Origin of the sequence: Dactylosporangium sp. NPDC048998 (assembly GCF_043197855.1) — a bacterium.
Classification (GTDB): domain Bacteria; phylum Actinomycetota; class Actinomycetes; order Mycobacteriales; family Micromonosporaceae; genus Dactylosporangium.
On record NZ_JBICTV010000006.1, the window covers coordinates 272375 to 295790 of the forward strand.

The window sequence follows — 23416 nt, forward strand, 5'->3', positions numbered from 1 at the left end:
TGTCGCTTCCCGTTCACGCTACCGGTAGCTCGACCGTCATCGTCAGGCCGCCGCCCGGGCTCTCCGAGGGGGTCACCGTCCCGCCCATCGCCTCGGTGAAGCCGCGCACGATCGCGAGGCCCAGCCCGAGGCCCTGCCCGCCGTGGTCGCCGCGGCGCTGGAACGGCTCGAACATCCCGGGCCGGTCGGCGGCCGGCACGCCCGGGCCGTCGTCGGCGACGAGCAGCCGGACCCGCCCGCCGGCCGGCTCGCCCGTGATGCGCACCCGCGGCGCGGCGGCCAGCGCGTTGGCGAGCAGGTTGGCCACCACCCGCTCCAGCAGCCCCGGGTCGGCCAGCGCGAGCGGCAGGTCGTCGGGGACCTCCACCGCCACCCGGTCCCGCACGTGATCGGGGTCGGGCAGGTGCAGCATCACCTCGGCGACGACGGCGTCCAGCGCGGTCGGCTCCGGGGTGGCCGACAGCACCCCGGCCCGCAGCCGGCTCAGCGACAGCAGGTTTTCCACCAGCGCGGTCATCCGGTCGGTGGCGTCCTCGACGGTCTCGAGCAGGTCGTCGCGGTCCTGGGCGGTCCAGTGGACGTCGTGCTGGCGCAGGCTGGAGGCGGCCGCCTTGATCCCGGCCAGCGGGGTGCGCAGGTCGTGGCTGACCGCGTCGAGCAGCGCGGTGCGCAGCCGGTCCACCTCGGCCAGCTCGCGGGCCCGCGCCGCCTCGTCGGCGAGGTGCTGCCGCTCGTGCAGGCGGGCGGCCGCGGCGGCGAGCCGGCCCAGGGTGCGGCGGTCCTCGGCGAACACCGCGGGGCCCCAGGCGTCCAGGCGTACCCCCGCGGCGGCCTCGACGCTGAGCGCGGGATCGCCGCCGGGCACCTCGCCGACGGCCGCCACCCGTTCGCCGTGGTCGACGAGCGCGACCGCGTCCATCCGGTAGGCGTCGCGGACCTGCGCCAGGATCCCGGCCAGCGCGTCGCCGGCCGCGGGCGCGGCGCCGATCTGGGCCAGCAGCCACGACTCGACCTCGCGGCGGGCGACCGCGGCGCGCTGACGGGCCACCACGTCCATGGCGACCGCCACCGCCGCGGCGACCAGCACGTACACCACCAGCACGATCACGTTGTCGGCGCTGCCGACGCGCAGGGTGCGGTACGGCGGGACAAAGAAGAAGTTGACCAGCGCGTCGGCGGCCACGGCGGCGCCGAGCGCGGGCCACAGCCCGCCCGCGACCGCCGTGACGGCCACCGGCACCAGGAACAGCAGCGTCACCGACGCCAGCGACAGGTGCCCGCGCAGCGGCTCCAGCACGCCGGTGGCCGCGGCCAGCCCGGCCGCCGCCACGAGCAGGCCCGTGCGGGTGCGCCGCGCCCGGCCGCCGGGGTGATCGACGCTCACCTCGTCATTGTCGCAGCGAGTGACTCCGTGTCGGCCCTGGAGTGACCCGCGCTGGAGCGCAGCTGCCACGGCACGCTGATCACCATCACCTGGGGCTGGAAGAGCAGCCGCGCCTTGAGCCGCAGCGCGCTCTGGTTGTGCAGCAGGTTCTCCCACCAGTGACCCACCACGTACTCCGGGATGTACACGGCCACCGCGTCGCGCGGCGCGCCTTCGCGCAGCTCGTGGACGTACTCCAGCACCGGGCCGGTGATCTCCCGGTACGGCGAGTCGAGCACGGCCAGCGGCACCGGGATGCCGCGCTCCGCCCAGCGGGCCTGCAGCGCCCGCGCCTCGTCTGGCGACGTGGCCACGGTCACCGCGGTCAGCGAGTCCGGCCGGGCGGCCCGGGCGAAGGCGAGCGCCCGCAGCGCCGGGCGGTGCAGGCGGGAGACGAGGACGACCGCGTGCACCCGGGCGGGCAGCACCTCGCCGTGCGGCTCCGGCTCCAGCTCGGCGCTCACGTGGTCGTAGTGCCGGCGGATCGCGCTCATCATGAGGTACAGCAGCGGCATCGCGATGACCACGAGGTATGCGCCGTGGGTGAACTTGGTGGCGAGGACGACCACGAGCACCACGGCGGTGCAGAGCGCGCCGAGGCCGTTGATCGCCCGGGCGCGGTGCAGCCGGCGGCGCGCGACCGGGTCCCGCTCGTGCTCCAGCAGCTGGTTCCAGTGCCGGACCATGCCCGCCTGGCTGAGCGTGAAGGAGGTGAAGACCCCCAGGATGTACAGCTGGATCAGCCGCGTCACCGAGCCCTCGAACGCCCAGATCAGCGCGCCCGCCACCAGCGCCAGCAGCAGGATCCCGTTGGAGTAGGCGAGCCGGTCGCCGCGGGTGTGCAGCTGCCGCGGCAGGAACCGCTCCTCGGCGAGGATCGCGCCGAGCAGCGGGAAGCCGTTGAACGCGGTGTTCGCGGCGAGGATGAGGATCAGCGCTGTGGTCGCCTGCACGAAGTAGAAGCCGATCGAGTGCGGCCCGCCGAACACCGCGGCGGCGACCTGCGCGATGACGGTGCGCTGCGCGCCGGTGGCGCAGTCGCCGGGGAAGCCGGCCAGGTCGCAGGTGTTCTCCGCCACGTGCACGCGGGCGATCAGCGCGACCGCGGTCAGCCCGGCGAACATGGTGATCGCCAGCGTGCCCATCGCCGCGAGGGTCCGGGCGGCGTTCTCGCTCTTCGGCGGCCGGAACGCGGGCACGCCGTTGGAGATCGCCTCGACGCCGGTGAGCGCGGTGCAGCCGGAGGCGAACGCGCGCAGCGCGAGCAGCAGCACCGCGAGCCCGGTCAGCCCGGCGTGCTGGGCGCTCACCTGCCAGCCCGCCGACTCTGCGACCGGGCGGTGCCCGAGCGCGGCCTCGGCGAGCCCGGCGACGACCATCGCCAGCACGCCGGCGATGAACAGGTACGTCGGTACCGCGAACGCCCGCCCCGACTCGCGCACGCCGCGCAGGTTCATCGCGGTCAGCGCCGCCACGAACAGCAGGTTCAGCCCGACCCGGTACGGGTTCAGCCCGGGCGCCGCGGAGATGATGTTGTCCACGCCGGCCGCCACCGACACCGCGACCGTCATCACGTAGTCCACCAGCAGGGCCGCGGCGACGACCAGGCCGGCGGAGCGCCCGAGGTTGCGCGAGGCGACCTCGTAGGAGCCGCCGCCGCTGGGGTACGCCCGCACGACCTGCCGGTAGGACAGCGTCACGACGGCCAGCAGCACCGAGACGGCGAGCGCGATCCAGGGGGTGAGGTAGAGGTAGGCCAGCCCGCCGATCGCGAGCACGAGCAGGATCTCCTGCGTCGCGTACGCCACGGACGACAGCGGGTCACTGGCGAAGATCGGCAGCGCGAGCCGCTTGGGCAGCAGCGTCTCGCCGAGCCGGTCGCTGCGGAGCGGCCGCCCGACCACCAGCCGCTTGAGCCAGGTGACCACGCCGCCATCCAACCCCCTCGGCGGCGGCCCCGGCCGCGGTGCATATGCGTCCTTAGCGCCGATCGGCCGGATCTTGACGCGTTCTTGATACGGGTGGCGGTGCCGGACGGCCCGTTACGGGTCTTCCGGCAGCACCCGGAGGTGTGAGAATGTCGCGCATGCCCCTTGATCGTCACCTCGGCCGGCGCGGCGTGCTCGGCGCCGGGTTCGCCGCCTCCGTCGCCGCGCTCGCCGGGTGCGGCAGCGACCCCGGGACCACCGCGACGGGTGGACCGTCGGGCTCGGACACGGACTCGGCCCCGGCCGCGGGGGAGCCGGCGGTCGCCGGCGACGAGGGGGCCGCGGCGCTCGGGGCGGCGAGCGCCAGCCCGTCGGCGGCGGGGCAGCAGGTGCTCGCGGCGCCGTACAGCGCCAAGCTCGTCGAGACCATGAAGCGGTACCTCGTGCCGACGGCCGACAACCCGAAGCACCCGGGCTACGCCGGCGCCGTGGTGCTGGTGGACGTCGACGGCAAGGTCACCACGCACGCCTCGGTGGGCTATGCGCTGCGCTACGGCTCGGGCCCGGTCGAACTGGCGGAGAGTTCGCGGGTGCTCATGCGGCCCGACTCGATCTTCGATGTCGCGTCGGTGACCAAGGTGTACACCACGATCCTGGCGATGCAGCAGGTCGACCGGGGGAAGCTGGACCTCGGCGCACCGGTGGCGCAGTACCTGCCGGCGTTCGACGGGCCGGGCAAGTCCGCGGTCACGGTGCGGATGCTGCTCACCCACACCAGCGGCCTGCCGGTCGGGCCGTCGATCCCGGAGACGTCGAAGAAGCCCGACGTCGCGGCGCGGTGGGCGTACATCCTGTCGACGCCGCTGGCGGACGGGGTGGCGCCGGGCAGCCTCTTCCGGTACACCAGCCTGGGCCTGCTGCTCACCCAGCAGATCCTGGAGAAGCTCACCGGCAAACCCCTCGACCAGCAGGTCAAGTCCGAGATCACCGGGCCGCTGGGGCTGCGCGACACCGGGTTCAAGCCGCTCGGGTGGCTCAGCGCGGCCGACAAGGCCAACCGGCTCGTGGCCACCGACGCCCGAACGTCCCGCGGGCTGCTGCGCGGTATCGTCCACGACGACATCTGCAACGTGCTCGGCGGCGTGGCGGGGTCGGCCGGGATGTTCACTACCGCGGCGGACCTGGCCGTGATCGGCCGGATGCTGCTCGGCGGCGGGCAGGCCAACGGCAAGCGGATCATCTCCGAGGCGACCGTCCAGCGGATGCTCGCCAACTACAACGCCGGGCTGCCCGCCACCGACGTCGACCGGCCGAACCGCACCGCCACCCACGGGCTGGGTCTGGAGCTCGACCAGCCGTGGTTCATGGGCCGGCTCGCGTCGCCGCGCACGTTCGGTCACACCGGTTTCACCGGCTGCGAGCTGGTCGTGGAGCCGCGCCGCCGGCTCGTGCTCGTGCTGCTGACCAACCGCGCCCACCCGAACTGGAGCTGGGCCAACCCCGATCCGACGCGGGTGGCGATCGCGAACGTCCTCGCCGACGCCATCGCCTGACACTCGGTTCAGCTCCGGTCGGGTCGGCTGCGCGGCTCGCTTCGTCCGGCACGACCGGCGTCAGGCCGGCGGCGTATCGCCGGGTGTTTCGCCGCTGAACGCGGCGAGGGCCTTGCGGAGATCCTCCGCCGGGGCGCCGACCTCGGTGAGCCGGCACAGTGCGAACCCGGAGACGTCCGTGCGGTAGCGCGTGCCGGTCAGTGCCGCGCCGTCGACCGGACCGGCCTTGGTGCGTACCACCAGGTGCGGCAGCATGTCGACCTGCGCCACGGACGCCTCGGCGATCTGCGCCCACGGCAGGCTGAGGCGCTGGATGCCGCGCCCGGGGCGCAGGCGCTGGAGGTGGATGCCGTCGCCGTCGACGACGAGGGTGTCGGGGGCCGCCGCCCGGGCCAGGTCGCCCATCGAGAACACGAAGCACGCGACCAGCAGTCCGATGCCGATGACCTTGGCTGCCGTCGTCTGCTGGTCCAGCGTCCCGCTGTTCGCGATGGCGTACCACAGGCCGCACACGACGAACGCGGCCCAGAAGGCGGCACCGGCGAGCGCCCGCCCGCGTGACCTCTGCCACCGGACCTGCACCGGCGCGCCCTCAGGTCTCGCCCCGTCCTCCCCCTGCGACGAAGCCGGCTGTGCCGACAGCCACGGCGCCTGCTCGGGGGACGGCTGTTCAATATCCGGCGGAGCGGCCGCGGGACGCGGACCGGTCCGCAGCGCTCCCTCCGCCACGACCAGTTCGGGCTGGTCCAGCACGGTCGGGGGCCGGCCCGTCGCTCGGTGGAGCAACGTGCCGACGAGCGGGGTCCGGGTGGCGCCACCGACCAGGAAGATGCCGCCCAGCGCGGCGGGGTCCAGGCCGGCCCGCCGTAGCAGGCCGAGGGTCTGGTCGACGGCGAGGCTCAGCATCGGCGCGGCGGCGCGTTCGAACTGCTCGCGGGTCACCGGTGCCTCGCGATCCAGCAGCGGCACCGCGACGGTCACCGACGACCGCCGGGACAGGCTCTCCTTGGCCTGCCGGGCGCGGTCCCACAGGGCGCGGAAGTGCCGGCGCTCCGGCGGCGTCGACGGTGCCAGCAGGCGCGCCCACGCCTCGGGGTCGGCGGCCTTCGCGGACTCCGCGACGAGGTCGACGACGATCGCGTCCAGGTCGACCCCGCCCAGGTCGGCCAGCCCGTCGCTGGCCAGGATCTCGAACTCCTCGCCGCCGCTGCGGACCAGGCACACGTCGAACGTGCCGCCGCCGAGGTCGAAGACGACCGCCGGCGCGCCGGGCGGCGTGACCGCGTCGAGGTGGTACCTGGCGGCCGCGACCGGCTCGGCCAGCATCGCCGGTGCGGCGAACCCGGCGTCGTGGGCGGCGCTGCGCAGCGTCGCCCGGCGCGCGGGCCCCAGCCGGCGGGATGGGTGAGCACCGTCTCGGTGCCGGCGCCGCCGGTCACCCGGGCCGCCTCCTCGGCGACCCGGCGCAGCGTCGCCGTGATCATGTCGGCGACCGGCACCTCCCGGTCGCCGAGCAGCACCGCGCCCGCGTCGATCTGCCGCTTGGGGTGCGGCTCGAACCGGGCCGGGTCGGCCTGGGCTGCGGCGACCGCGTCGGAGCCCGTCAGCAGCGCGCCGCCGGGCTCGGCGTAGACGGCGGACTGCAGCAGCGGCGAGCCGTCGAAGGTCAGGGGGCGCACCCCGCCGTCCGGGCGTTCGAGGACCGCCACCGTGTGCGAGGAGCCGTAGTCGATCGCGAGCCGCCATCCGTCCACGACGGGCCATGCTATCGACTGTTGTGCCCAGCAGCCGCCCTGGTCCCCGTCGCGGTGACCCGCGCCCAGTCGGCGCCGACGCCCGCCAAGGGCACCCAGCGGCAAATCACTCGAGGCCGTCTCCGGTGCCCGGACAACGTCCACTTCGGCCTACGCGCGATAGGCTGCGACGGCCGCCGAAGCGCAGTAGCGCACCCCAACCCGAGACCTAACCCTGTCCTGGCGCCCCGTCGACACGCCAGCGTTGTCGCGGAATGCCATCAGCCGAATGCCCAATGTCATGCCGGTGCGATCTGTGGTCCATTACACGGCATGGCCGAAGTACTCCAGGTGGTCGGCGCTGTCGCCGGTATCGGGGGGTTGGGGCTCGGGGTCGTGCTGCTCGTCTATCGCGACTTCGTCCGGCAGTTGGTGCGGCGGCGCGCGTTCCGGACATTGTCGTCGAGCCAGGCCACTACGCTGTTCGCCGCGGTTGTGATCCTCACGTTCGCCGTGGCGGTCGTCGGCGTGTTCGCCGGCCTCGTCGCCGACGCGGGGCCGGTGACGTTCCTGATCCTGGTCGGGCTCTTGCTCTGCTTCGCCGTTGTCGTGCTGGTTCTCATCGGCCCGCACCGGGAGCCGAGAACCGTTGCGGCGACGGACGCCGCTTCCGAGGCCGGCGACATCGAGCGGCTGATCGACCGCGGCTCCCTGGACGCCGCCGAACACGAACTGGCCCGGCTCTTCCGCGCGGGGCACGAGGAGGCGCCGGTCTGGTATTGGCGGGCACGCATCGCGGCCGCACGCGGCAACCTGCCGGTCGCCATCGCCTACGCCGATGAGGCGCTCAAGCGGGAGCCGCAGTACGTTCCCGGCGCGGCGCTGAAGATCCGGTTGCTGATCCTCAGCCCGCGCCGCGGCGACCGGGAGCGCGCGCGGCAACTGGCCGACTCGATGCGCGGCGTCGACAGGGCGCTCGACGGCTGGCTTGACTGCCTCAGAGCCGGAAACCAATTCCGCCCAGGCGTCACCACTGCGGCGGAGCTCGACGGAACCTGCCCGATGCCGGCGAGGCTGAGTGCGCCGCAACCGACCAACCCGAGTAGGTGACAAGCGCATGCCCGACGATCGCAACGGTGTCCTGGTCCTGGTACTGCTATCCGCAGGCGCGACAGCCGCCGAGGAGACCGCGGCGCTGCGCCGCGGCAGCGACCGCGCGAACACCAGTGGACTGCCCATCGCCCGCCAGGCGGTGCTGCGCATCCCCGCCGACGGCGAGGTATCGCGCCTGGAGATCCTGTGGGGGGTCGAGGGAGGCCCGTTCGCCGCTGTCGTGGTCGACCTAGACCCTCGGGTGGGGGAGGTACGCTCCGATGACGTGCGGCGCCTCATCCGCCGATGGTTTGATGACGGCGTCGACATCCTGGTGCCGTTCGGCAAGCTCTCCCGCAACGAGACGCTCGACCGGCTCTGCGGCCCGCTGAGGCCGCCGGCTGCCGGCCTCCCCGACGCTCACACCCACCGGCCGCAGTTCCGGCTCGAGCAGCACGAGGTAGAGCGTCAAATGTATTCCGCCCGGCGGGCCGGCGCCGCCGACGACGAGGATTCCCTCGGCCGCTTCTACGACGACGACATGGGAATGGAGCGGGCCACCGCACGGCTCCGTCTGGAGCGCAGCGCCCCGGGAGGGTCGCCCGAACGGGCGAAGCGGGACGGGCCTCTGCCACACGACGGGCTGTTCGTCCGGCGGAACAACGCCTTCGGCACCCGTTCCGCGGTCGGTATTCGCGACCTCATCGACAACGGCGTGCTGATCGAGCAGAGTCAGATCCGCTTCGACGACTTCGTGTCCGACACCGACGCCGTGCCGCTCCCACCGCCCGGCAGAGCACTCGCCGTCAGTTTCGGCGCCGCGGCGGTCGTCGGCGACGCCAAGGCCGAGCCGGCCACCACGCACTTCATCGAGATCGCCTTGCGCGCCGCGCCGTCCGCTCCGGCGCACCGGGCGGCGGCCTCGCCGGTGCCGGTCAACTTCGTGTTCGTGGTCGACGTGAGCGGCTCGATGAGCGGCGCCAAGCTCGACACCGTCAAGGTCGCCGTCCGCGAGTTGTACCGCAAGCTGAGCCCCGACGACGTCCTCGGCATCGTCGCGTTCGATACCGGCGTGCAGACCGTCCTGCCGTCCATCCGCCGCGCCGACCTCTCCGCGGACGACCTGGCGGCGACGGTCGGGGCCCTGCGGGCCGGCGGCGGTACCGACCTCAACCTCGGCCTGCAGTACGGCATCGCGGAAATTCGCCGCCACGACGACGGCGCACCATCCATGGTCAACTGCGTCTACTTGTTCTCCGACGGCGAGCCGAACTCCGGCGAGTCGAACTGGATCAACATCCGCCGCAACGCCGCCGAACTGCTGCGCGGCGACATCACCTTGTCGTGTTTCGGCTTCGGCTCCGACGCGCGGACGGGCGAACTCGACGCGCTGGCCGGTCTGACCGGCGGTCACTCGACGTTCGTGACGGACCCGATGGACATCCGGCTCACCCTCGCCGACGATCTGCAGCGCCGCGACCGGCTTGCCGCCATGAACCTGCAACTGCGCATCGACCTCGAGCCCGACGTCGTGCTCTGGCGGCTCTACGGCCATGATCTCGTCGACGAGCCCGCCGCCCGCGAAGCGATCCTGCGGGAAGCCGACGAGCTGCGCGACCTCGCCCACCAACGGCACGGTGTGCGGCCGATTGAGCACATCATCGACACCCCGGGCGGCGTGCGCATCTTCGCCCCGGACCTCGCGTTCGGCGAAACCTACTGGGTCGTGCTGGAGGTGCAGCTCCCGCCCGGCCGCGACCAGTCCCTCGGCACCGCGACCGTCCAGTACGCCGACACCGTCGCCCACGAGCCCGTCACCCATACGCTGCCGCTGACAGGCACCGGTGGGCTGTCCGCCGAGACCGTCCTGGCCCATGGCATCGGCCTGTGGACCAGCGAGGTGACCTTTGCCGCGCTCGACGACCTCTACGCCAATGACCGGGCGTCCGCCACCGCCCGCATCAATCGGCACATCGGCAGCCTGAAAGCCGTGCATCACTTGGTGCCGCTGCCTCAGTTCCGCGACGACCAGGTGACTCTGACCAAGTTTCTGTCCCTGGCCGGCAACCTGGGCCGGGTACAGATGCTCAGTGACGTGACGGGCCAATTCACGATGTACACGATGAGTTCGTTCGGCCGCGCCCGCGGAGGCTACGCAAAGAACACCGGTTGACGTCGATTACGATGTCGGGCCCTGGCTCGCTCGCGCTCGCTGAGGTACAAAGTTTGCAGCGGAGGTGGCGATGAACAACAGCCTGACGGTCGTCCTGATCACCGTGGTCGCGCTCGCGGGGGTGGTGGTCTGGTTCGATCGGCGGTGCCTGGCCGATCTCGCCCGGACCGGCGACCGGGAGTTGCGCTACTTCGACCGCAACACGTGGGCGCTGATCATCGTGCTGTCGTTCCCCATCGGGCCGGCGCTGTACATGCTGTACGCCAAGGGGCCCGGCGGCCGGGGACGGTATTGACAGGCCTCGCTGCCGGGCGGGAGACTGTCCCCGGCTACAAGCCGTTAGCGTTCACACAACCCGCTGGTCGCGCAAATCGGCGGCGGCTTTTCGCGGACTGTGAGCGTTAACACCGGAGGTGAGGGCAGTGCCGTCCCCGACCGTCACCGGGGACGGCGCTTCCGGGGTCACGCGTGGATGCGGGCCTTCAGCCGGGTGCGCAGCCGGAGGCGCCCGCCGCCGGTCGTGGTGCAGTGCATGTCCTCGCCGAGTTCGTCGTAGCGGGTCAGCAGGCCGTCGCGGAGCGTGGGCAGCAGGTGGGCCCGCTTGCGTACCAGGGTCAGGGCGGCCAGGGCGAGGTAGAGCAGGGACAGGCCGAGCAGCTCGCGGTCGTGCCACGCCTCCGGGACCGCCGCGCCGAGCGCGAACTGCAGGACGAACAGGCCGGCCAGCAGCAGCGCCGCGCGCAGGCTCAGGGTCAGGCCGAGCAGCAGCGCGATCGCCAGCAGCGACTGGGCCGCCGTCAGCAGCAGCTCGTCGCGCTGTGCGGGCTCGATCGGCAGGCCCGACCGGCCGCCGCTGGAGGCGGCGAACGCGATCGGCAGCGTGCCGACCAGCAGGGTCCACTGGTTGACCTTCGAGGAGACCAGCGCGCCGAGGGCCTCCGTGGTGTGCAGGCGCCACGCGTACAGGCCGGCGACGAGCAGCTCCGGCGCCTCCGAGGCGAGCGGCGCCACCCACTGCACGAGCAGGAACTGGCTGATGCCCAGCTGAGCGCCGGTGTTGACGAGACCCTCGGCGAACGGCTCGGCGCAGAGCAGGATGACCCCGGCCGACACGACGAACAGCGCGACGACCGTGGCCCGGCGGGGCGTCTTGGCCAGGCCGCCGACCCATGCCGACGGGCCGATCAGGTCGGGCTCGCCGGCGGGCGCCCGCGACACGCGCCAGCTGTAGGCGACGAACACCGCGACGAGCACGCCGGTGTCCCACAGCGTCAGCGTGCGCTGCAACGGCAGCAGCAGGCAGTACAGCGACGCGATGGCCAGGAATGCCAGCGGTACCGCATCCGCGCGCCCCAGCCGGATCCCCCGCACCTTCGAGCGCCGCCACGCGATGAGCACCACGAGGACCCAGCCGACGCCGACGAGGATCCGGTTGGCCCCGGTCATGTTCGCCAGCGCCAGCGAGCACGCCGGGGTCTCGTCGCCCGGGGGAGCGCAGGCGGCGCCGTACCGCGCCGCGGCCTCGCCGCCGCGCCAGGTGAACACGAAATCGACGGAGTACTCGGGCAGGACGGCGATCAGCGCGAGCACCGCGACGGCGAGCCCGGCCGACACGTCGACCTGCGCCGCCTCGGCGGCCCAGGCGAGCACGAACGCGGCCCCGACGATGGCGGCGCCGAAGATGAGCGCCGCCCCGGCGGCCGGCGGATCGACGCCGGCGAGGGCGACGACCACGCCGGGGACGGTCACCGCGGGCGCCAGCAGGCCGGATATCGGCGGTCGTCGCATGTGCGCCGACTCTACCGCCCCGCTCGCCCGCCGAGGGCGATGGCGGGGTGTCGCCCTGACCAGACGCTGGATCCGTCGGGGTCACCCGGCCCCGAGCCGATGCCACACGGTGGCGACCAGTCGGGAGGCAGGCAATGGACGACATCTCGTTCGGTGACGTCGTGCTGTCGACGCTGTGGTTCATGGTGGTGTTCGCCTGGATCTGGCTGATGGTGAGCATCCTGACCGACATCTTCCGGGACCATTCGATGAACGGGTGGGCGAAGGCGGCCTGGACCGTGTTCCTCATCGTGTTCCCGTGGTTGGGCGCACTGGTCTACCTCATCGCGCGCGGCCGGTCGATGAACGCACGCGCCGCCGAGCGCGCCCGGCAGCAGGAGGCCCAGGTCCGCGACTACGTCCGCGAACAGGCCCGCGACGTCGCTCCCGCGCCGAGCACCGCCGACGAACTGACCAAGCTCGCCGACCTCAAGCAGCGCGGCGTGCTGACCGAGGCCGAGTACGACCGCGCCAAGGCGGCACTGCTCGCGTCCGGGCCCACGACCGGCGCCCCGGTCGTGACGAACGGCAACACCGCCGCCGGCTGGACGCGTGCCTGATCCCACCGGCCCGACCGGGCGGCTCGGGCGGTACGGCCGGCTGGGCTGGTCCTTCGCCGGCCTGGTCATCGGCGCTGCGCTGCTGGTGATCGCCGCGGGGATCCTGCTCCCGCTCGTACTGCCCCTGCTGGTGATGGCCCTCGTCGGCGCGACCCTGCAACCCGCCGTCGACGGTCTTCGCCGCCGCGGGGTCCCGGCCGGAGTGGCGGCTCTGGCCGGGGCCATCGCGGTGCCGCTCGCACTCCTCGCGCTCGCGGTGCTGCTCAGCCTCGCGGTCGTCGCCGAGGCCCCGAAATGGCTGCCCGCCCTCGAGCACGCCGGGGTGCGGCTGCACCAGGCGCTCGGCGCCGACCCGGTGCAGACCCTGCGGCAGTGGCCGGGCTGGCGCACCGCGCTCACGGGGCTCGGCTCCGCCCTCACCAGCGGTGCCGTCGTGGCCGGTCAGGTCGCCGTCGGCGTCCTCATCGGCGGGTACCTCCTCTTCTACGCCTTCCGCGACGGCCCGCGCGGCTTCGAGGCGATCGAGGCGCGGCTGCCGCTGCGGCCGGGCCTGCTGCGCGAGCTCGCCGGCAGCGCCGCGTACCAGTTCCGGCGGTACATGCTCGGCACCACGTTCATCGCGCTGATGGACGCCGCCGTCATCACGCTCGGCGCGCTGCTGCTGGGGCTGCCGCTGGCCGGGACGATCGCGGTGCTGACGTTCGCCGCCGCGTACGTGCCGTACCTCGGCGCCTGGATCTCCGCCGCGTTCGCAGTGCTCATCGCCCTCGGCTCCGGCGGGGTGCCGGCCGCGCTGTGGATGCTGCTCATCGTCCTCATCACGCAGAACATCCTCGAGGGCATCCTGCGCCCCGCGGTGTTCGGCCGCGCGCTCGGCCTGCACCCGGTGGCCGTGCTCGGCGTCACCATCCTCGGCGCCGTGATCGGCGGACTGTTCGGCGTGTTCCTGGCCCCACCCGTCGCCGCCATCGCCGTCTCGTGGCGCAAAGCCCTGGGAGGTACCTCATGACCACCGCCACGACCGAGCGCGCCGCCGTCGCCCTGCCGTTCTGGCAGCTGCTCGCCGTCGGCGCCGTCACCCTGGCCTTCGGCATCGCCGTCCTCGTGCAGCCGCACGCCACCCTGCGCCTGCTCGGCGTCCTGGCCGGCATCTGGCTCGTCGGCATGGGCCTGATGCGGCTCGTCGGCGCCTTCAGCCGCGCCCACGGGCTGACCCAGCAGATCCTCGATGGCGCGCTGGGCCTGATCCTGCTCGTCGTCGGCGCGACCTGCCTGCGCGACACGGTGTCCGGGGCCATCGCCCTGTCGGTCGTCATCGGCCTGGCCTGGCTGCTCAGCGGCTTCGCGGAGCTGCTGCTCGGCCTGTTGTCCCGCGGCCGGGCGCGGCTGGGACTGTTCGTCCTGGCCGTCGCCTCGATCGTGGTCGGCCTGGTGTTCCTGTCCTACCCGGGCCTGTCGCTGCCCGCGCTGATCCTGCTGACCGGCATCACGTCGCTGATCATCGGCACGGCCGAGATCGTCGTGGCCCTGCAGTCCCGGCGCGCCGCCCACCCCGCGCAGAACACCTAGAAAACCGGGCTAGACGGCTGCGGCCGCGGCGCGGCCGGCGGTGCGACCCGAGAACAGGCAGCCGCCCAGGAACGTGCCCTCCAGTGAGTTGTACCCGTGCATGCCCCCGCCGCCGAAGCCGGCCACCTCGCCGGCCGCGTAGACGCCCGGCAGCGGGCTGCCGTCGGCGCGCAGCACGCGGCCCGACAGGTCCGTCTCCAGGCCGCCGAGGGTCTTGCGGGTCAGGATGTTCAGGCGTACCGCGATCAGCGGGCCCGCCTTCGGGTCCAGCAGGCGGTGCGGGGTGGCGACGCGGATGAGCTTGTCGCCCCGGTACGACCGGGCGCCGCGGATCGCCGTGATCTGCGCATCCTTGGTGAACGTGTTGGCCAGCTCGCGGTCGCGGGCCTCGACGGTGCCGCGGATCGCGGCGAGGTCGAGCGGGACATCGGGCTCCAGCCGCCGCATCCCGGCCACCAGCTCGTCCAGCGTGGACGCGACGACGAAGTCCGAGCCGTGCCGCTTGAACGCCTCGACCGGCCCCGGCGCGCCCTTCTTCACCCGCTGCAGCACCTGCCGGACGCTGCGGTTGGTGAGGTCGGGGTTCTGCTCGGAGCCCGACAGCGCGAACTCCTTCTCGATGATCTTCTGGGTCAGGATGAACCAGCTGTGGTCGTATCCGGTGGCCATGAGATGTCGCAGGGTGCTCAGCGTGTCGAAGCCCGGGAAGCACGGCCCCAGCAGGCGCCGGCCGGTCGCGTCCAGCCACAGCGACGACGGGCCGGGCAGGATGCGGATGCCGTGGTTGGGCCAGACCGGGTCCCAGTTGCGCAGGCCCTCGGTGTAGTGCCACATCCGGTCGGGGTTGATGACCCGGCCGCCGGCCGCCTCGGTGATGCCGAGCATCCGGCCGTCGACGTGGGCGGGCACCCCGGCGACCATGCGCCGCGGCGGGGCGCCCAGCCGGGCCGGCCACGCCTTGCGGACCAGGTCGTGGTCGCCGCCGATGCCGCCGGAGGTGACGATGACGGCCTGCGCGGAGAGCTCGAACTCGCCGGCCGCGGTGCGCGAGCTCGTCTGTCCACGAAGGACGGTGCTGGGCTCCAGGATCGTGCCGCGCACCACGCCGCCGGGCAGCAGCGCGTCGACGCGGTGGCGGAAGCGCAACTGCACGCGGTCGCTCGCGCGCACCCGGCGTACGAACGGCTCGATGACGCCCGGCCCGGTGCCCCACGTGATGTGGAAGCGCGGCACCGAGTTGCCGTGGCCGTCGGCCGGCCCGCCGCCGCGCTCGGCCCACCCGACCACCGGGAACAGCCGGTGTCCCATGGCGCGCAGCCAGGCCCGCTTCTCGCCCGCGGCGAAGTGCACGTAGGCCTCGGCCCAGCGGCGCGGCCACTCGTCCTCCGGCCGGTCGAACTGCGCGCTGCCCAGCCAGTCCTGCCAGGCCAGCTCGACCGAGTCGCGGATGCCCATCCGGCGCTGCTCCGGCGAGCCGACCAGAAACAGCCCGCCGAACGACCAGAACGCCTGCCCGCCGAGGCTCTGCTCGGGCTCCTGGTCCAGCAGGATCACCCGCTTGCCCGCGTCGGCCACCTCGGCCGCGGCCACCAGCCCCGCCAGTCCCGCCCCGACGACGATCACATCCGCATCCACCCGACCAGATTAGGTCGTCGGCCGGCGGCGTTCCCCGGCGGCGGAGTCAGATGACTGATGTACCGCGGACGCGCGGCACCGACAGTGGGAGTACACCGGCCGTCGAGCCGGCCGCCGGACACAGGAGGCAATGCGATCAGGCGGGCTTCGCCGCCGTTGTGCGCTGCCTGTGGGATGTCCTGTCCTGACCAACGGCATGTTCTGCCGGGCGATCAGGTCAGCGCGTTGAGTGCCGCGACCAAGCGGCGCTCCTCGAAGGCGAAGTGCGACTCCATCACCGCGGCGAGGCCGTCGAGCTCGGCGCGGGTCGGTGCGGCCGCGACCCGGCGCAGCAGCTCGGCGATCTGCTCGTGGTCGCGGCGCAGCTCCTCGACGACCGGCCGCAGCTCGGGGTGGCGCTCGGCCAGCACCCGGAACATGCCACGCTCCTCGCCGGTGTGATGCCGGTCGAGGGCCGAACAGAACGCCAGGCAGTGGTTCCTGAAGTCTCGTGAAATATCCGAAATATCGGCGGCGTCGGCCAGCAACGCCCGCAACTGCTGGTGGATCTCGATGAGCTGGTTGCCGTGCGCCTGCAGGCGCGGCGGGGTGAACTCGTCCAAGGTAGGGTTCCGGAAGGGGTTCCGCGCCTCCATGCCCTCGGCGGCCTCCGAGCCGGGTACACCGCGACGCTCCCCACATCCTACGCAGTCCAGTCGATCACCGGTGGCCCTCGACGGCCGCCCGGTGGCGGGGCGCACAGTAGACGGCATGAGTGCACAGAAGGATGCCTACGACGCGGCGCTGGACATGGCCGGGGCGCACGCCCGGGCCTGGCTGGGCTCGCTGGCGGACCGGTCCGTCCCGCCGCGGGCCGACGCCGACCGGCTCGCTCCGGTGTTCGGCGGGCCGCTGCCCGACGGCCCGGCCGATCCCGCCGAAGTGGTCGACCTGCTGGCCCGCTCGGCCGAGCCCGGGCTCATGGCGATGCCCTCCGGGCGGTTCTACGGCTGGGTCATCGGCGGCACCCTGCCCGCGGCGCTCGGCGCCGACTGGCTCGTGAGTGCCTGGGACCAGAACGCCGCGATGCGGTACCCGACGCCGGCCGTCGCCGCGCTCGAGGAGGCGGCCGGTGCCTGGGTCCTCGACCTGCTGGGCCTGCCCGCAGGCGCCGACGTCGGGTTCGCCACCGGGGCCACCATGGCCAACTTCACCGGGCTGGCCGCCGCCCGCCGCCACGTGCTCGCCCGGGCCGGCTGGAACCTCGACGCCGACGGGCTCTTCGGGGCGCCGCGCATCCGGGTCCTGGTCGGCGAGGAGCGCCACGACACGCTCGATCTCGCGCTGCGGTACCTCGGGCTGGGCGCCCCGACCACGGTCGCCGCCGACGAGCAGGGCCGCATCCGGCTCGACGCGCTCGCCGAGGCGCTCGAGGCCGGCGGGGACGGACCCGTCATCGTGTGCCTGCAGGCCGGCAACGTCCACAGTGGAGCGTTCGACCCGATCGGCGAGGCGGCCCGGATCGCCCACCGCCACGGCGCCTGGGTGCACGTCGACGGCGCGTTCGGGCTGTGGGCGGCCGCGTCGCCGGCCCTGCGGCACCTGGTGCCCGGCCTGGCCGAGGCCGACTCGTGGGCGACGGACGCGCACAAGACGCTGAACGTGCCGTACGACTGCGGCATTGTCGTCGTTGCCGACCCGGCCGCGGTGCGTGCGGCGATGGGCGTGCACGCCAGCTATCTCCTCCAGCCGGCCGGGCCCGGCGGCGCCGCCGACCCCTTCGAGAAGGTGCCGGAGCTGTCCCGGCGGGCCCGCGGCGTGCCGGTGTGGGCCGCGCTGCGCTCGCTGGGCCGCGGCGGCGTCGCCGGCCTGGTCGACGGCCTGGTGGGCAACGCCCGCGCGCTGGCCGACGGCATCGCCGCGATCGACGGCGCCGAGGTGCTCAACGACGTCGTGTTCACCCAGGTGTGCGCCGCGTTCGGCGACGACGAGCGCACGGCCGCGGTGACCCGGGCGCTGCTGGAGGACGGTACCGCGTGGATGTCCGGCTCCCGCTGGCGCGGCAGGGCCGTCCTGCGGGTCTCGGTGAGCAACTGGTCGACCGACGGCGCCGACGTCGAGGCGTCGCTGGCCGCCCTGCGCCGCGCGGCTCAGCGCGCGAGGTAGGCGGCCGTACCGTCGAGGATGCGCCCGATGCCGAAAGCCGGGCGCATCCTGCATGAGTGCCCCTGGTGCGTATGCGGCCGTGAGTTCCACAATGGACGATCGCCGGTCGGTCGGGATCGGGCCGCCGTGCGCACAGCCCGCGCGCGGCCAGCCGGTCGACCGCCTGGCCGGCGCCGTCGATGGTGATCGACGGCGCGCCGGCGACCTCGTTGACCCGGCACATGTTTCGAAACCCTTGCGGGGCAAGGGGAGTGGACCATGCTGTTACCGATCTGTTACGCGCGATCTTCGCTCCGGACAGGTATGTTCGCGCCCATAACAAACCCCTGCGCGACACACCCCTCCCGATACGCGAAAGGAGGCCGTCGAGGATGTCCAAGACACTCAGGCTCCTGGCCGCCACCGCACTTGCCGCGCTGCTGGCCACGACGTCGGCCTGCAGCAAGACCCGGACCGAGGACAACAACGGTGGTGGCGACAGCGGGCCCGCGCTGATCGGCATCGCCATGCCGACGCGCAGCCTGGAGCGCTGGAACAACGACGGTTCCCACCTCGAGGACCTGCTGAAGAAGGCCGGCTACAAGACCTCGCTGCAGTACGCCGACAACAAGGTCGACCAGCAGATCACCCAGCTGCAGAACATGATCAATGACAAGGCGAAGATCCTGGTCATCGCCTCGATCGACGGCACCGCGCTCGCGCCGGTGCTGCAGACGGCGGCGGACAAGAAGATCAAGGTCATCGCGTACGACCGGCTGATCAACTCGACCCCGAACGTCGACTACTACGCGACCTTCGACAACTACAAGGTCGGCCAGATGCAGGGGCAGTTCATCGTCTCCCAGCTCGGCCTCGACCAGGGCAAGGGCCCGTTCAACCTGGAGCCCTTCGCCGGCTCCTCGGACGACAACAACGCCAAGTTCTTCTTCGCCGGCGCCTGGGACGTGCTCAAGCAGTACGTCGATAGCGGCAAGCTGGTCATCCCGTCGGGCAAGAAGCTGGCCAGCAACGACGACTGGAAGACCGTCTCCATCGACGGCTGGAACTCGCAGAAGGCCCAGGCCGAGATGGACAACCGGCTCAACTCGTTCTACACCGGCGGCAAGAAGGTCGACGTCGTCCTCTCGCCCAACGACTCGCTCGCGCTGGGCATCGCGCAGTCGCTGGACTCGCACGGGTACAAGCCGGGCGCCGACTGGCCGATCCTCACCGGGCAGGACGCCGACCTGGCCAACACCAAGAACATCCTGGCCGGCAAGCAGTCGATGACGGTCTGGAAGGACACCCGGACACTGGGCGACGAGGTCGCCAAGATGGTCGACGCGATCACCAAGGGCACCACGGTGGAGACGAACGACACCAAGACGTACAACAATGGCGTCAAGGTCGTCCCGTCGTACCTGCTGCCGCCGGTCGTGGTGACCAAGGACGACGTCAAGTCGAAGCTGGTCGACTCCGGCTTCTTCAAGGCCTCGGACCTGGGCCTCTAGCCGCCCAGCCGCGCCCGTCGGGCCGGGTCCGCGCGTCGGCGCGCGGACCCGGCCCCTCGTCGCGAGTCGCCACGAATCGAGGAACCCCCATGCCATCCGAGACACCCCCGATCCTGCAGATGATCGGGATCACCAAGACCTTCCCGGGCGTGCGCGCGCTGCAGGACGTCACGATGAGCGTCGCCGCCGGCGAGGTCCACGCCGTGTGCGGCGAGAACGGCGCCGGCAAGTCGACGCTGATGAAGATCCTGTCCGGCGTGTACCCGCACGGCAGCTACGACGGCGAGATCGTCCTGGACGGCGAGCCGTGCCACTTCCGGTCCATCCGCGACTCCGAGCACCGCGGCATCGTCATCATCCACCAGGAGCTGGCGCTCAGCCCGTACCTGTCGATCGCGGAGAACATCTTCCTGGGCAACGAGCGGGCCACCCGCGGGATCGTCAACTGGCCGCAGACCAACAAGCGCGCCGCCGAGCTGCTGGCCCGGGTCGGCCTGCGCGAGCAGCCGGACACCAAGATCCTCGACATCGGCGTCGGCAAGCAGCAGCTCGTCGAGATCGCCAAGGCGCTGTCCAAGCGGGTCCGGCTGCTCATCCTCGACGAGCCGACCGCGGCGCTCAACGACGCCGACTCCGCCCACCTGCTCGACCTGATCCGCCAGCTCAAGAGCCAGGGGATCACCTCGATCATCATCTCGCACAAGCTCAACGAGATCGCGGCGATCGCCGACACCACGACGGTGATCCGCGACGGCCGTACCGTCGCCACCTTCGACATGCACGGGGTTGACGGTGGCCGAGAGACTCCGGTTTCAGAGGAACAGATCATCCGGGCCATGGTCGGGCGCGACCTCGCGCACCGCTTCCCCGAGCACACCCCCCGCATCGGCGAGGAGGTGCTGCGCGTCGAGGACTGGACCGTGCACCACCCCATCGACCGCAGCCGGATCGTGGTGGACAACGCGAGTCTCAGCGTGCGCGGCGGGGAGATCGTGGGCATCGCCGGGCTCATGGGCGCGGGCCGCACCGAGCTCGCGATGAGCGTGTTCGGCCACAGCTACGGCACCGGCATCACCGGGCGGCTCTACCTGCACGGCAAGGAGATCCGCGTGCGCAGCGTGGACGAGGCCATCGCCCACGGCATCGCCTACGCCACCGAGGACCGCAAGCGGTACGGCCTCAACCTCATCGAGGACATCAAGCGCAACATCACCGCGGCCAAGCTCGCCGCCGTGGCCCGGCTCGGCATCGTCAACGCCGCGCAGGAGGTGCACCGGGCCGAACGGCTGCGCAAGGAGATGCGGGTCAAGGCCGACAGCGTGGCCGTGCTCACCGGCAAGCTCTCCGGCGGCAACCAGCAGAAAGTCGTGCTGAGCAAGTGGCTGTTCACCGAGCCCGAGGTGCTCATCCTCGACGAGCCGACGCGCGGCATCGACGTCGGCGCGAAGTACGAGATCTACGAAATCATCAACGCGCTGGCCGACGCCGGCAAGGCGGTCGTGGTGATCTCCTCCGAGCTGCCGGAGCTGCTCGGGATCTGCGACCGGATCTATGCGATGAGCCAGGGGCGGATCACCGGCGAGGTGGCCCGCGCCGAGGCGACCCAGGAGGGCCTGATGCGGTACATGACGATGGACAGCAGTGAAGCGGCCAAGGGAGGAGTCTCGCGGTGAGCGCGCCCAGCACCCTCGAAGCGGCCCAGCAGGACCCGAAGCCGTCCGAGCCCGGTTCGCTGCGCGGCTACCTCGGGCAGAACCTCTGGCAGTACGGCATGATGACGATCCTGCTCGCGATCGTCGTTGTCTTCCAGATCCTGACCGACGGCCGGCTGCTCTACCCCGACAACGTCGCGGCGCTGGTGCAGCAGAACGCCTACGTGCTGATTCTCGCCATCGGCATGGTGATGGTCATCGTCGCCCAGCACATCGACCTGTCCGTCGGATCCGTGGTGGCGTTCATCGGCGGGTACTGCGCGCTGATGATCACCAAGTGGGACTGGCCGTGGCCGCTCGCGGTCGCCGCCTGCATCGTCATCGGCATCGTCGTGGGCTGCTGGCAGGGCTTCTGGATCGCCTACGTCGGCATCCCCGCGTTCATCGTCACCCTCGGCGGCATGCTGCTGTTCCGCGGCCTCGCCGTGCTCGCGGTCAGCCAGACCGTGCCGGTGCAGGACAAGGGCTTCGGCGCGATCGCCGCCAAGTCCCTGCCCAACGCCCTGGGCTTCGTCGGCAACCTCGACGGCATGACCCTGCTCGTCGGCGCCGTCGCCATCGGCGGCCTGCTCCTGTCGCAGGTGCGCACCCGGCGCGAGCTGATCCGCTACGACCTGCGCCTCGAGCCGCGCGCCGCGTTCATCGGCAAGCTCGTCGTGTTCACCGCCTTCATCGCCTACATCACCTACCTGCTCGCCGAGAGCACGGACGGCACCCCCAACGTGCTCATCATCGTGGGCGCGCTGGTCATCCTGTACTCGTACATCATGGGCAACACCGTCTTCGGCCGGCACATCTACGCCATGGGCGGCAACCTCGCCGCGGCGAAGCTGTCCGGCGTGAAGACCAAGCGGGTAAATTTCCTGATCTTCGTGAACATGGGCGTGCTGGCCGGCATCGCCGCGGTCGTCACCACCTCGCGCGCCGGCGCCGGCGTGGCGGGCGCCGGCACCAACTACGAATTGGACGCCATCGCCGCGGCATTCATCGGTGGTACCGCGGTGACGGGCGGTATCGGCAAGATCACCGGTGCGGTCATCGGGGCGCTCATCATGGGCGTGCTCAACATGGGCCTGTCCATCCTCGGCGCCGACGCGGCCTGGCAGCAGGCAATCAAGGGCCTCGTGCTCATCGCCGCGGTGGCCTTCGACATCGTCAGCAAGCGGCTCGCGAACTCCTCCCAGTGATTGGCAATGTTTCGATAACGGCGATTCATTGACGAATAGTTTCCAGCCGAATAGCGTCAATGTCACGGCGAATCCGGAATTGTTTCGAAACAATTGGGAGCAGCGCTCATGACATTACGCAAAATGGCCACGGCCGGCCTTTTGGCGGCCGTGGTCGCGGCGACCCTCGGCGCCGTTTCGGCCTCCGCCAACGGCCGCACGCCGGCGCCGCAGGACCAGAGCCTGCGCGGGCTCGCCGCCCGTAACGGCTTGTACTTCGGCACCGCCGTGGACGCCGCCGCCTACGCCAACGCCGCCGACCCGCAGTACAAGGCGATGGTGAACAGCCAGTTCTCGACGGTCACCGCCGAGAACGCGATGAAGTGGGAGAGCCTCGAACCGACCCGCGGCACGTACGACTGGGCCGCCGCCGACGCCCTCGTCGACGCCGCCGCGCGCAACCAGCAGCTGGTGCGCGGCCACGTGCTGGCCTGGTACAGCCAGCTGCCGGGCTGGCTCAACGCCGGCATCCAGGACGGCTCCATCGACGGCCCGCAGCTGCGCGCGCTGCTGCACAAGCACATCACCGACGTCGTGACCCACTTCCGCGGCCGGATCTGGCAGTGGGACGTGGCCAACGAGGCGGTCTCCGACCCGTGGGAGACCCCGTCGTCGATCCACCTCGGCGGCAACGCCGGCTCGCTCAAGCAGAAGTTCGCCGACCTGCTGGGTCCGGACTACCTCGCCGACGCCTTCCGCTGGGCCCGCGCCGCCGACCCGAAGGCCCTGCTGTTCTACAACGACTACAACATCGAGGCCTTCGGCGACGGCGGCCCCGGCGACAAGACGCAGTTCGTCTACGACATGGTCAAGCGGCTGCGTGCGGCCGGCGTGCCCATCGACGGCGTCGGCAGCCAGGGCCACCTGAGCACGCAGTACGGCAACTACGACGTCTTCGCCGTCTCCGACGCGCTGCAGCGCTTCACCGACCTCGGCCTGGCCGTGGCGTTCACCGAGGTGGACGCGCGCAGCCTGACCAAGAACGCGTCCGCCCCCGCCACGGACGCGGCCGGCGCCGACCTGAACGCCCGCGACCAGGCCTCCGCGTACAACTACCACGTCCTGCTGCAGGCGTGCCTGCTCAACCGGCACTGCCTGTCGTTCACGGTCTGGGGATTCACCGACAAGTACTCCTGGATCCCCAACTGGTTCAAGAACCCGCCCGAGGGCTCGGGCTGCCTGTGGGACGCGGCCTACCAACCGAAGAAGTCCCTGCGCACGGTCCAGGGCGACCTGGCCGCGGCCGGACCGCCGCTGGTCCAGCCGCGCGTGGCGCAGAAACCCCGCCGCTAACGCTTTCTTCGGGATGGGGATCGGGGCGGGCGCCAGACCGGCGCCCGCCCCTCCGTC

The 23416-nt window shown here is 72.0% G+C and carries 18 protein-coding genes; 12 read left to right on the forward strand and 6 right to left on the reverse strand.

The features are described from left to right. Window positions 1-13: 13 nt before the first annotated feature. On the reverse strand, window positions 14-1384 hold the full coding sequence (locus ACGFI8_RS18005; protein ID WP_392806088.1) for an ATP-binding protein: 1371 nt from the start codon (window positions 1382-1384) through the stop codon (window positions 14-16). Further along, window positions 1381-3351: an APC family permease gene (locus ACGFI8_RS18010; protein ID WP_392806091.1), complete on the reverse strand. Its 1971-nt coding sequence runs from the start codon at window positions 3349-3351 to the stop codon at window positions 1381-1383. The genes ACGFI8_RS18005 and ACGFI8_RS18010 overlap by 4 nt, the downstream gene beginning before the upstream one ends. Before the next feature lie 158 nt (window positions 3352-3509). On the opposite strand from ACGFI8_RS18010, the gene ACGFI8_RS18015 reads away from it, so the two are divergent. Next, on the forward strand, window positions 3510-4904 hold the full coding sequence (locus ACGFI8_RS18015) for a serine hydrolase domain-containing protein (protein ID WP_392806093.1): 1395 nt from the start codon (window positions 3510-3512) through the stop codon (window positions 4902-4904). 60 nt (window positions 4905-4964) lie between these two features. On the opposite strand, the gene ACGFI8_RS18020 is transcribed toward ACGFI8_RS18015, so the two are convergent. Beyond that, window positions 4965-6296, reverse strand: coding sequence for an Hsp70 family protein (locus ACGFI8_RS18020; protein WP_392806398.1), 1332 nt, complete (start codon window positions 6294-6296; stop codon window positions 4965-4967). Between the two features lie 8 nt (window positions 6297-6304). Between ACGFI8_RS18020 and ACGFI8_RS18025 the strand changes: the two genes are divergently transcribed. The 3 genes from ACGFI8_RS18025 (at window position 6305) to ACGFI8_RS18035 (ending at window position 10197) form a co-directional block, all read left to right on the forward strand. After that, window positions 6305-7747, forward strand: a complete 1443-nt coding sequence (locus ACGFI8_RS18025; RefSeq protein WP_392806411.1) for a type IV pilus biogenesis/stability protein PilW — start codon at window positions 6305-6307, stop codon at window positions 7745-7747. Window positions 7748-7754: 7 nt separating this feature from the next. Next, on the forward strand, window positions 7755-9902 hold the full coding sequence (locus tag ACGFI8_RS18030) for a VWA domain-containing protein (RefSeq protein ID WP_392806095.1): 2148 nt from the start codon (window positions 7755-7757) through the stop codon (window positions 9900-9902). Between the two features lie 70 nt (window positions 9903-9972). Then, the gene (locus ACGFI8_RS18035) at window positions 9973-10197 is read left to right on the forward strand and encodes a hypothetical protein (protein WP_392806098.1); all 225 of its coding nucleotides are present in this window, start codon (window positions 9973-9975) and stop codon (window positions 10195-10197) included. A gap of 167 nt (window positions 10198-10364) precedes the next feature. On the opposite strand, the gene ACGFI8_RS18040 is transcribed toward ACGFI8_RS18035, so the two are convergent. Then, on the reverse strand, window positions 10365-11690 hold the full coding sequence (locus ACGFI8_RS18040) for a sodium:proton exchanger (protein ID WP_392806101.1): 1326 nt from the start codon (window positions 11688-11690) through the stop codon (window positions 10365-10367). 134 nt (window positions 11691-11824) lie between these two features. Here ACGFI8_RS18040 and ACGFI8_RS18045 point away from each other — a divergent pair, with 134 nt between their 5' ends. From ACGFI8_RS18045 to ACGFI8_RS18055, 3 genes are read left to right on the forward strand one after another with little or no spacing between them, the layout of a single operon-like run. Further along, the gene (locus ACGFI8_RS18045) at window positions 11825-12289 is read left to right on the forward strand and encodes a PLDc N-terminal domain-containing protein (RefSeq protein ID WP_392806103.1); all 465 of its coding nucleotides are present in this window, start codon (window positions 11825-11827) and stop codon (window positions 12287-12289) included. Next, window positions 12282-13298 carry an AI-2E family transporter gene (locus ACGFI8_RS18050; protein ID WP_392806105.1) on the forward strand — a complete coding sequence of 339 codons (1017 nt, stop codon included), beginning with the start codon at window positions 12282-12284 and terminating at the stop codon, window positions 13296-13298. Before ACGFI8_RS18045 ends, ACGFI8_RS18050 begins: the two co-directional genes overlap by 8 nt. Continuing rightward, window positions 13295-13858 carry an HdeD family acid-resistance protein gene (locus tag ACGFI8_RS18055; protein WP_392806106.1) on the forward strand — a complete coding sequence of 188 codons (564 nt, stop codon included), beginning with the start codon at window positions 13295-13297 and terminating at the stop codon, window positions 13856-13858. Before ACGFI8_RS18050 ends, ACGFI8_RS18055 begins: the two co-directional genes overlap by 4 nt. Window positions 13859-13867: 9 nt before the next feature. On the opposite strand, the gene ACGFI8_RS18060 is transcribed toward ACGFI8_RS18055, so the two are convergent. Continuing rightward, window positions 13868-15493 (reverse strand): FAD-binding dehydrogenase, encoded by a 1626-nt coding sequence (locus ACGFI8_RS18060; RefSeq protein ID WP_392806108.1) that lies wholly within the window; start codon window positions 15491-15493, stop codon window positions 13868-13870. A 212-nt stretch (window positions 15494-15705) separates the two neighbouring features. Further along, window positions 15706-16095, reverse strand: coding sequence for a hemerythrin domain-containing protein (locus ACGFI8_RS18065; protein ID WP_392806110.1), 390 nt, complete (start codon window positions 16093-16095; stop codon window positions 15706-15708). 148 nt (window positions 16096-16243) lie between these two features. On the opposite strand from ACGFI8_RS18065, the gene ACGFI8_RS18070 reads away from it, so the two are divergent. The 5 genes from ACGFI8_RS18070 to ACGFI8_RS18090 all read left to right on the forward strand — a co-directional run bounded on the left by ACGFI8_RS18070 (window position 16244) and on the right by ACGFI8_RS18090 (window position 23359). Next, entirely contained in the window at window positions 16244-17638 is a 1395-nt protein-coding gene (locus ACGFI8_RS18070; protein WP_392806112.1) for a pyridoxal phosphate-dependent decarboxylase family protein, read from the forward strand. Window positions 17639-18009: 371 nt separating this feature from the next. Next, entirely contained in the window at window positions 18010-19128 is a 1119-nt protein-coding gene (gene chvE / locus ACGFI8_RS18075) for a multiple monosaccharide ABC transporter substrate-binding protein (protein ID WP_392806114.1), read from the forward strand. An 89-nt stretch (window positions 19129-19217) separates the two neighbouring features. Continuing rightward, window positions 19218-20801: a multiple monosaccharide ABC transporter ATP-binding protein gene (mmsA, locus tag ACGFI8_RS18080; RefSeq protein WP_392806116.1), complete on the forward strand. Its 1584-nt coding sequence runs from the start codon at window positions 19218-19220 to the stop codon at window positions 20799-20801. Beyond that, window positions 20798-22027 (forward strand): multiple monosaccharide ABC transporter permease, encoded by a 1230-nt coding sequence (gene mmsB, locus ACGFI8_RS18085; RefSeq protein WP_392806118.1) that lies wholly within the window; start codon window positions 20798-20800, stop codon window positions 22025-22027. Before mmsA ends, mmsB begins: the two co-directional genes overlap by 4 nt. A gap of 108 nt (window positions 22028-22135) precedes the next feature. Then, entirely contained in the window at window positions 22136-23359 is a 1224-nt protein-coding gene (locus ACGFI8_RS18090) for an endo-1,4-beta-xylanase (RefSeq protein ID WP_392806120.1), read from the forward strand. Window positions 23360-23416: the final 57 nt, after the last annotated feature.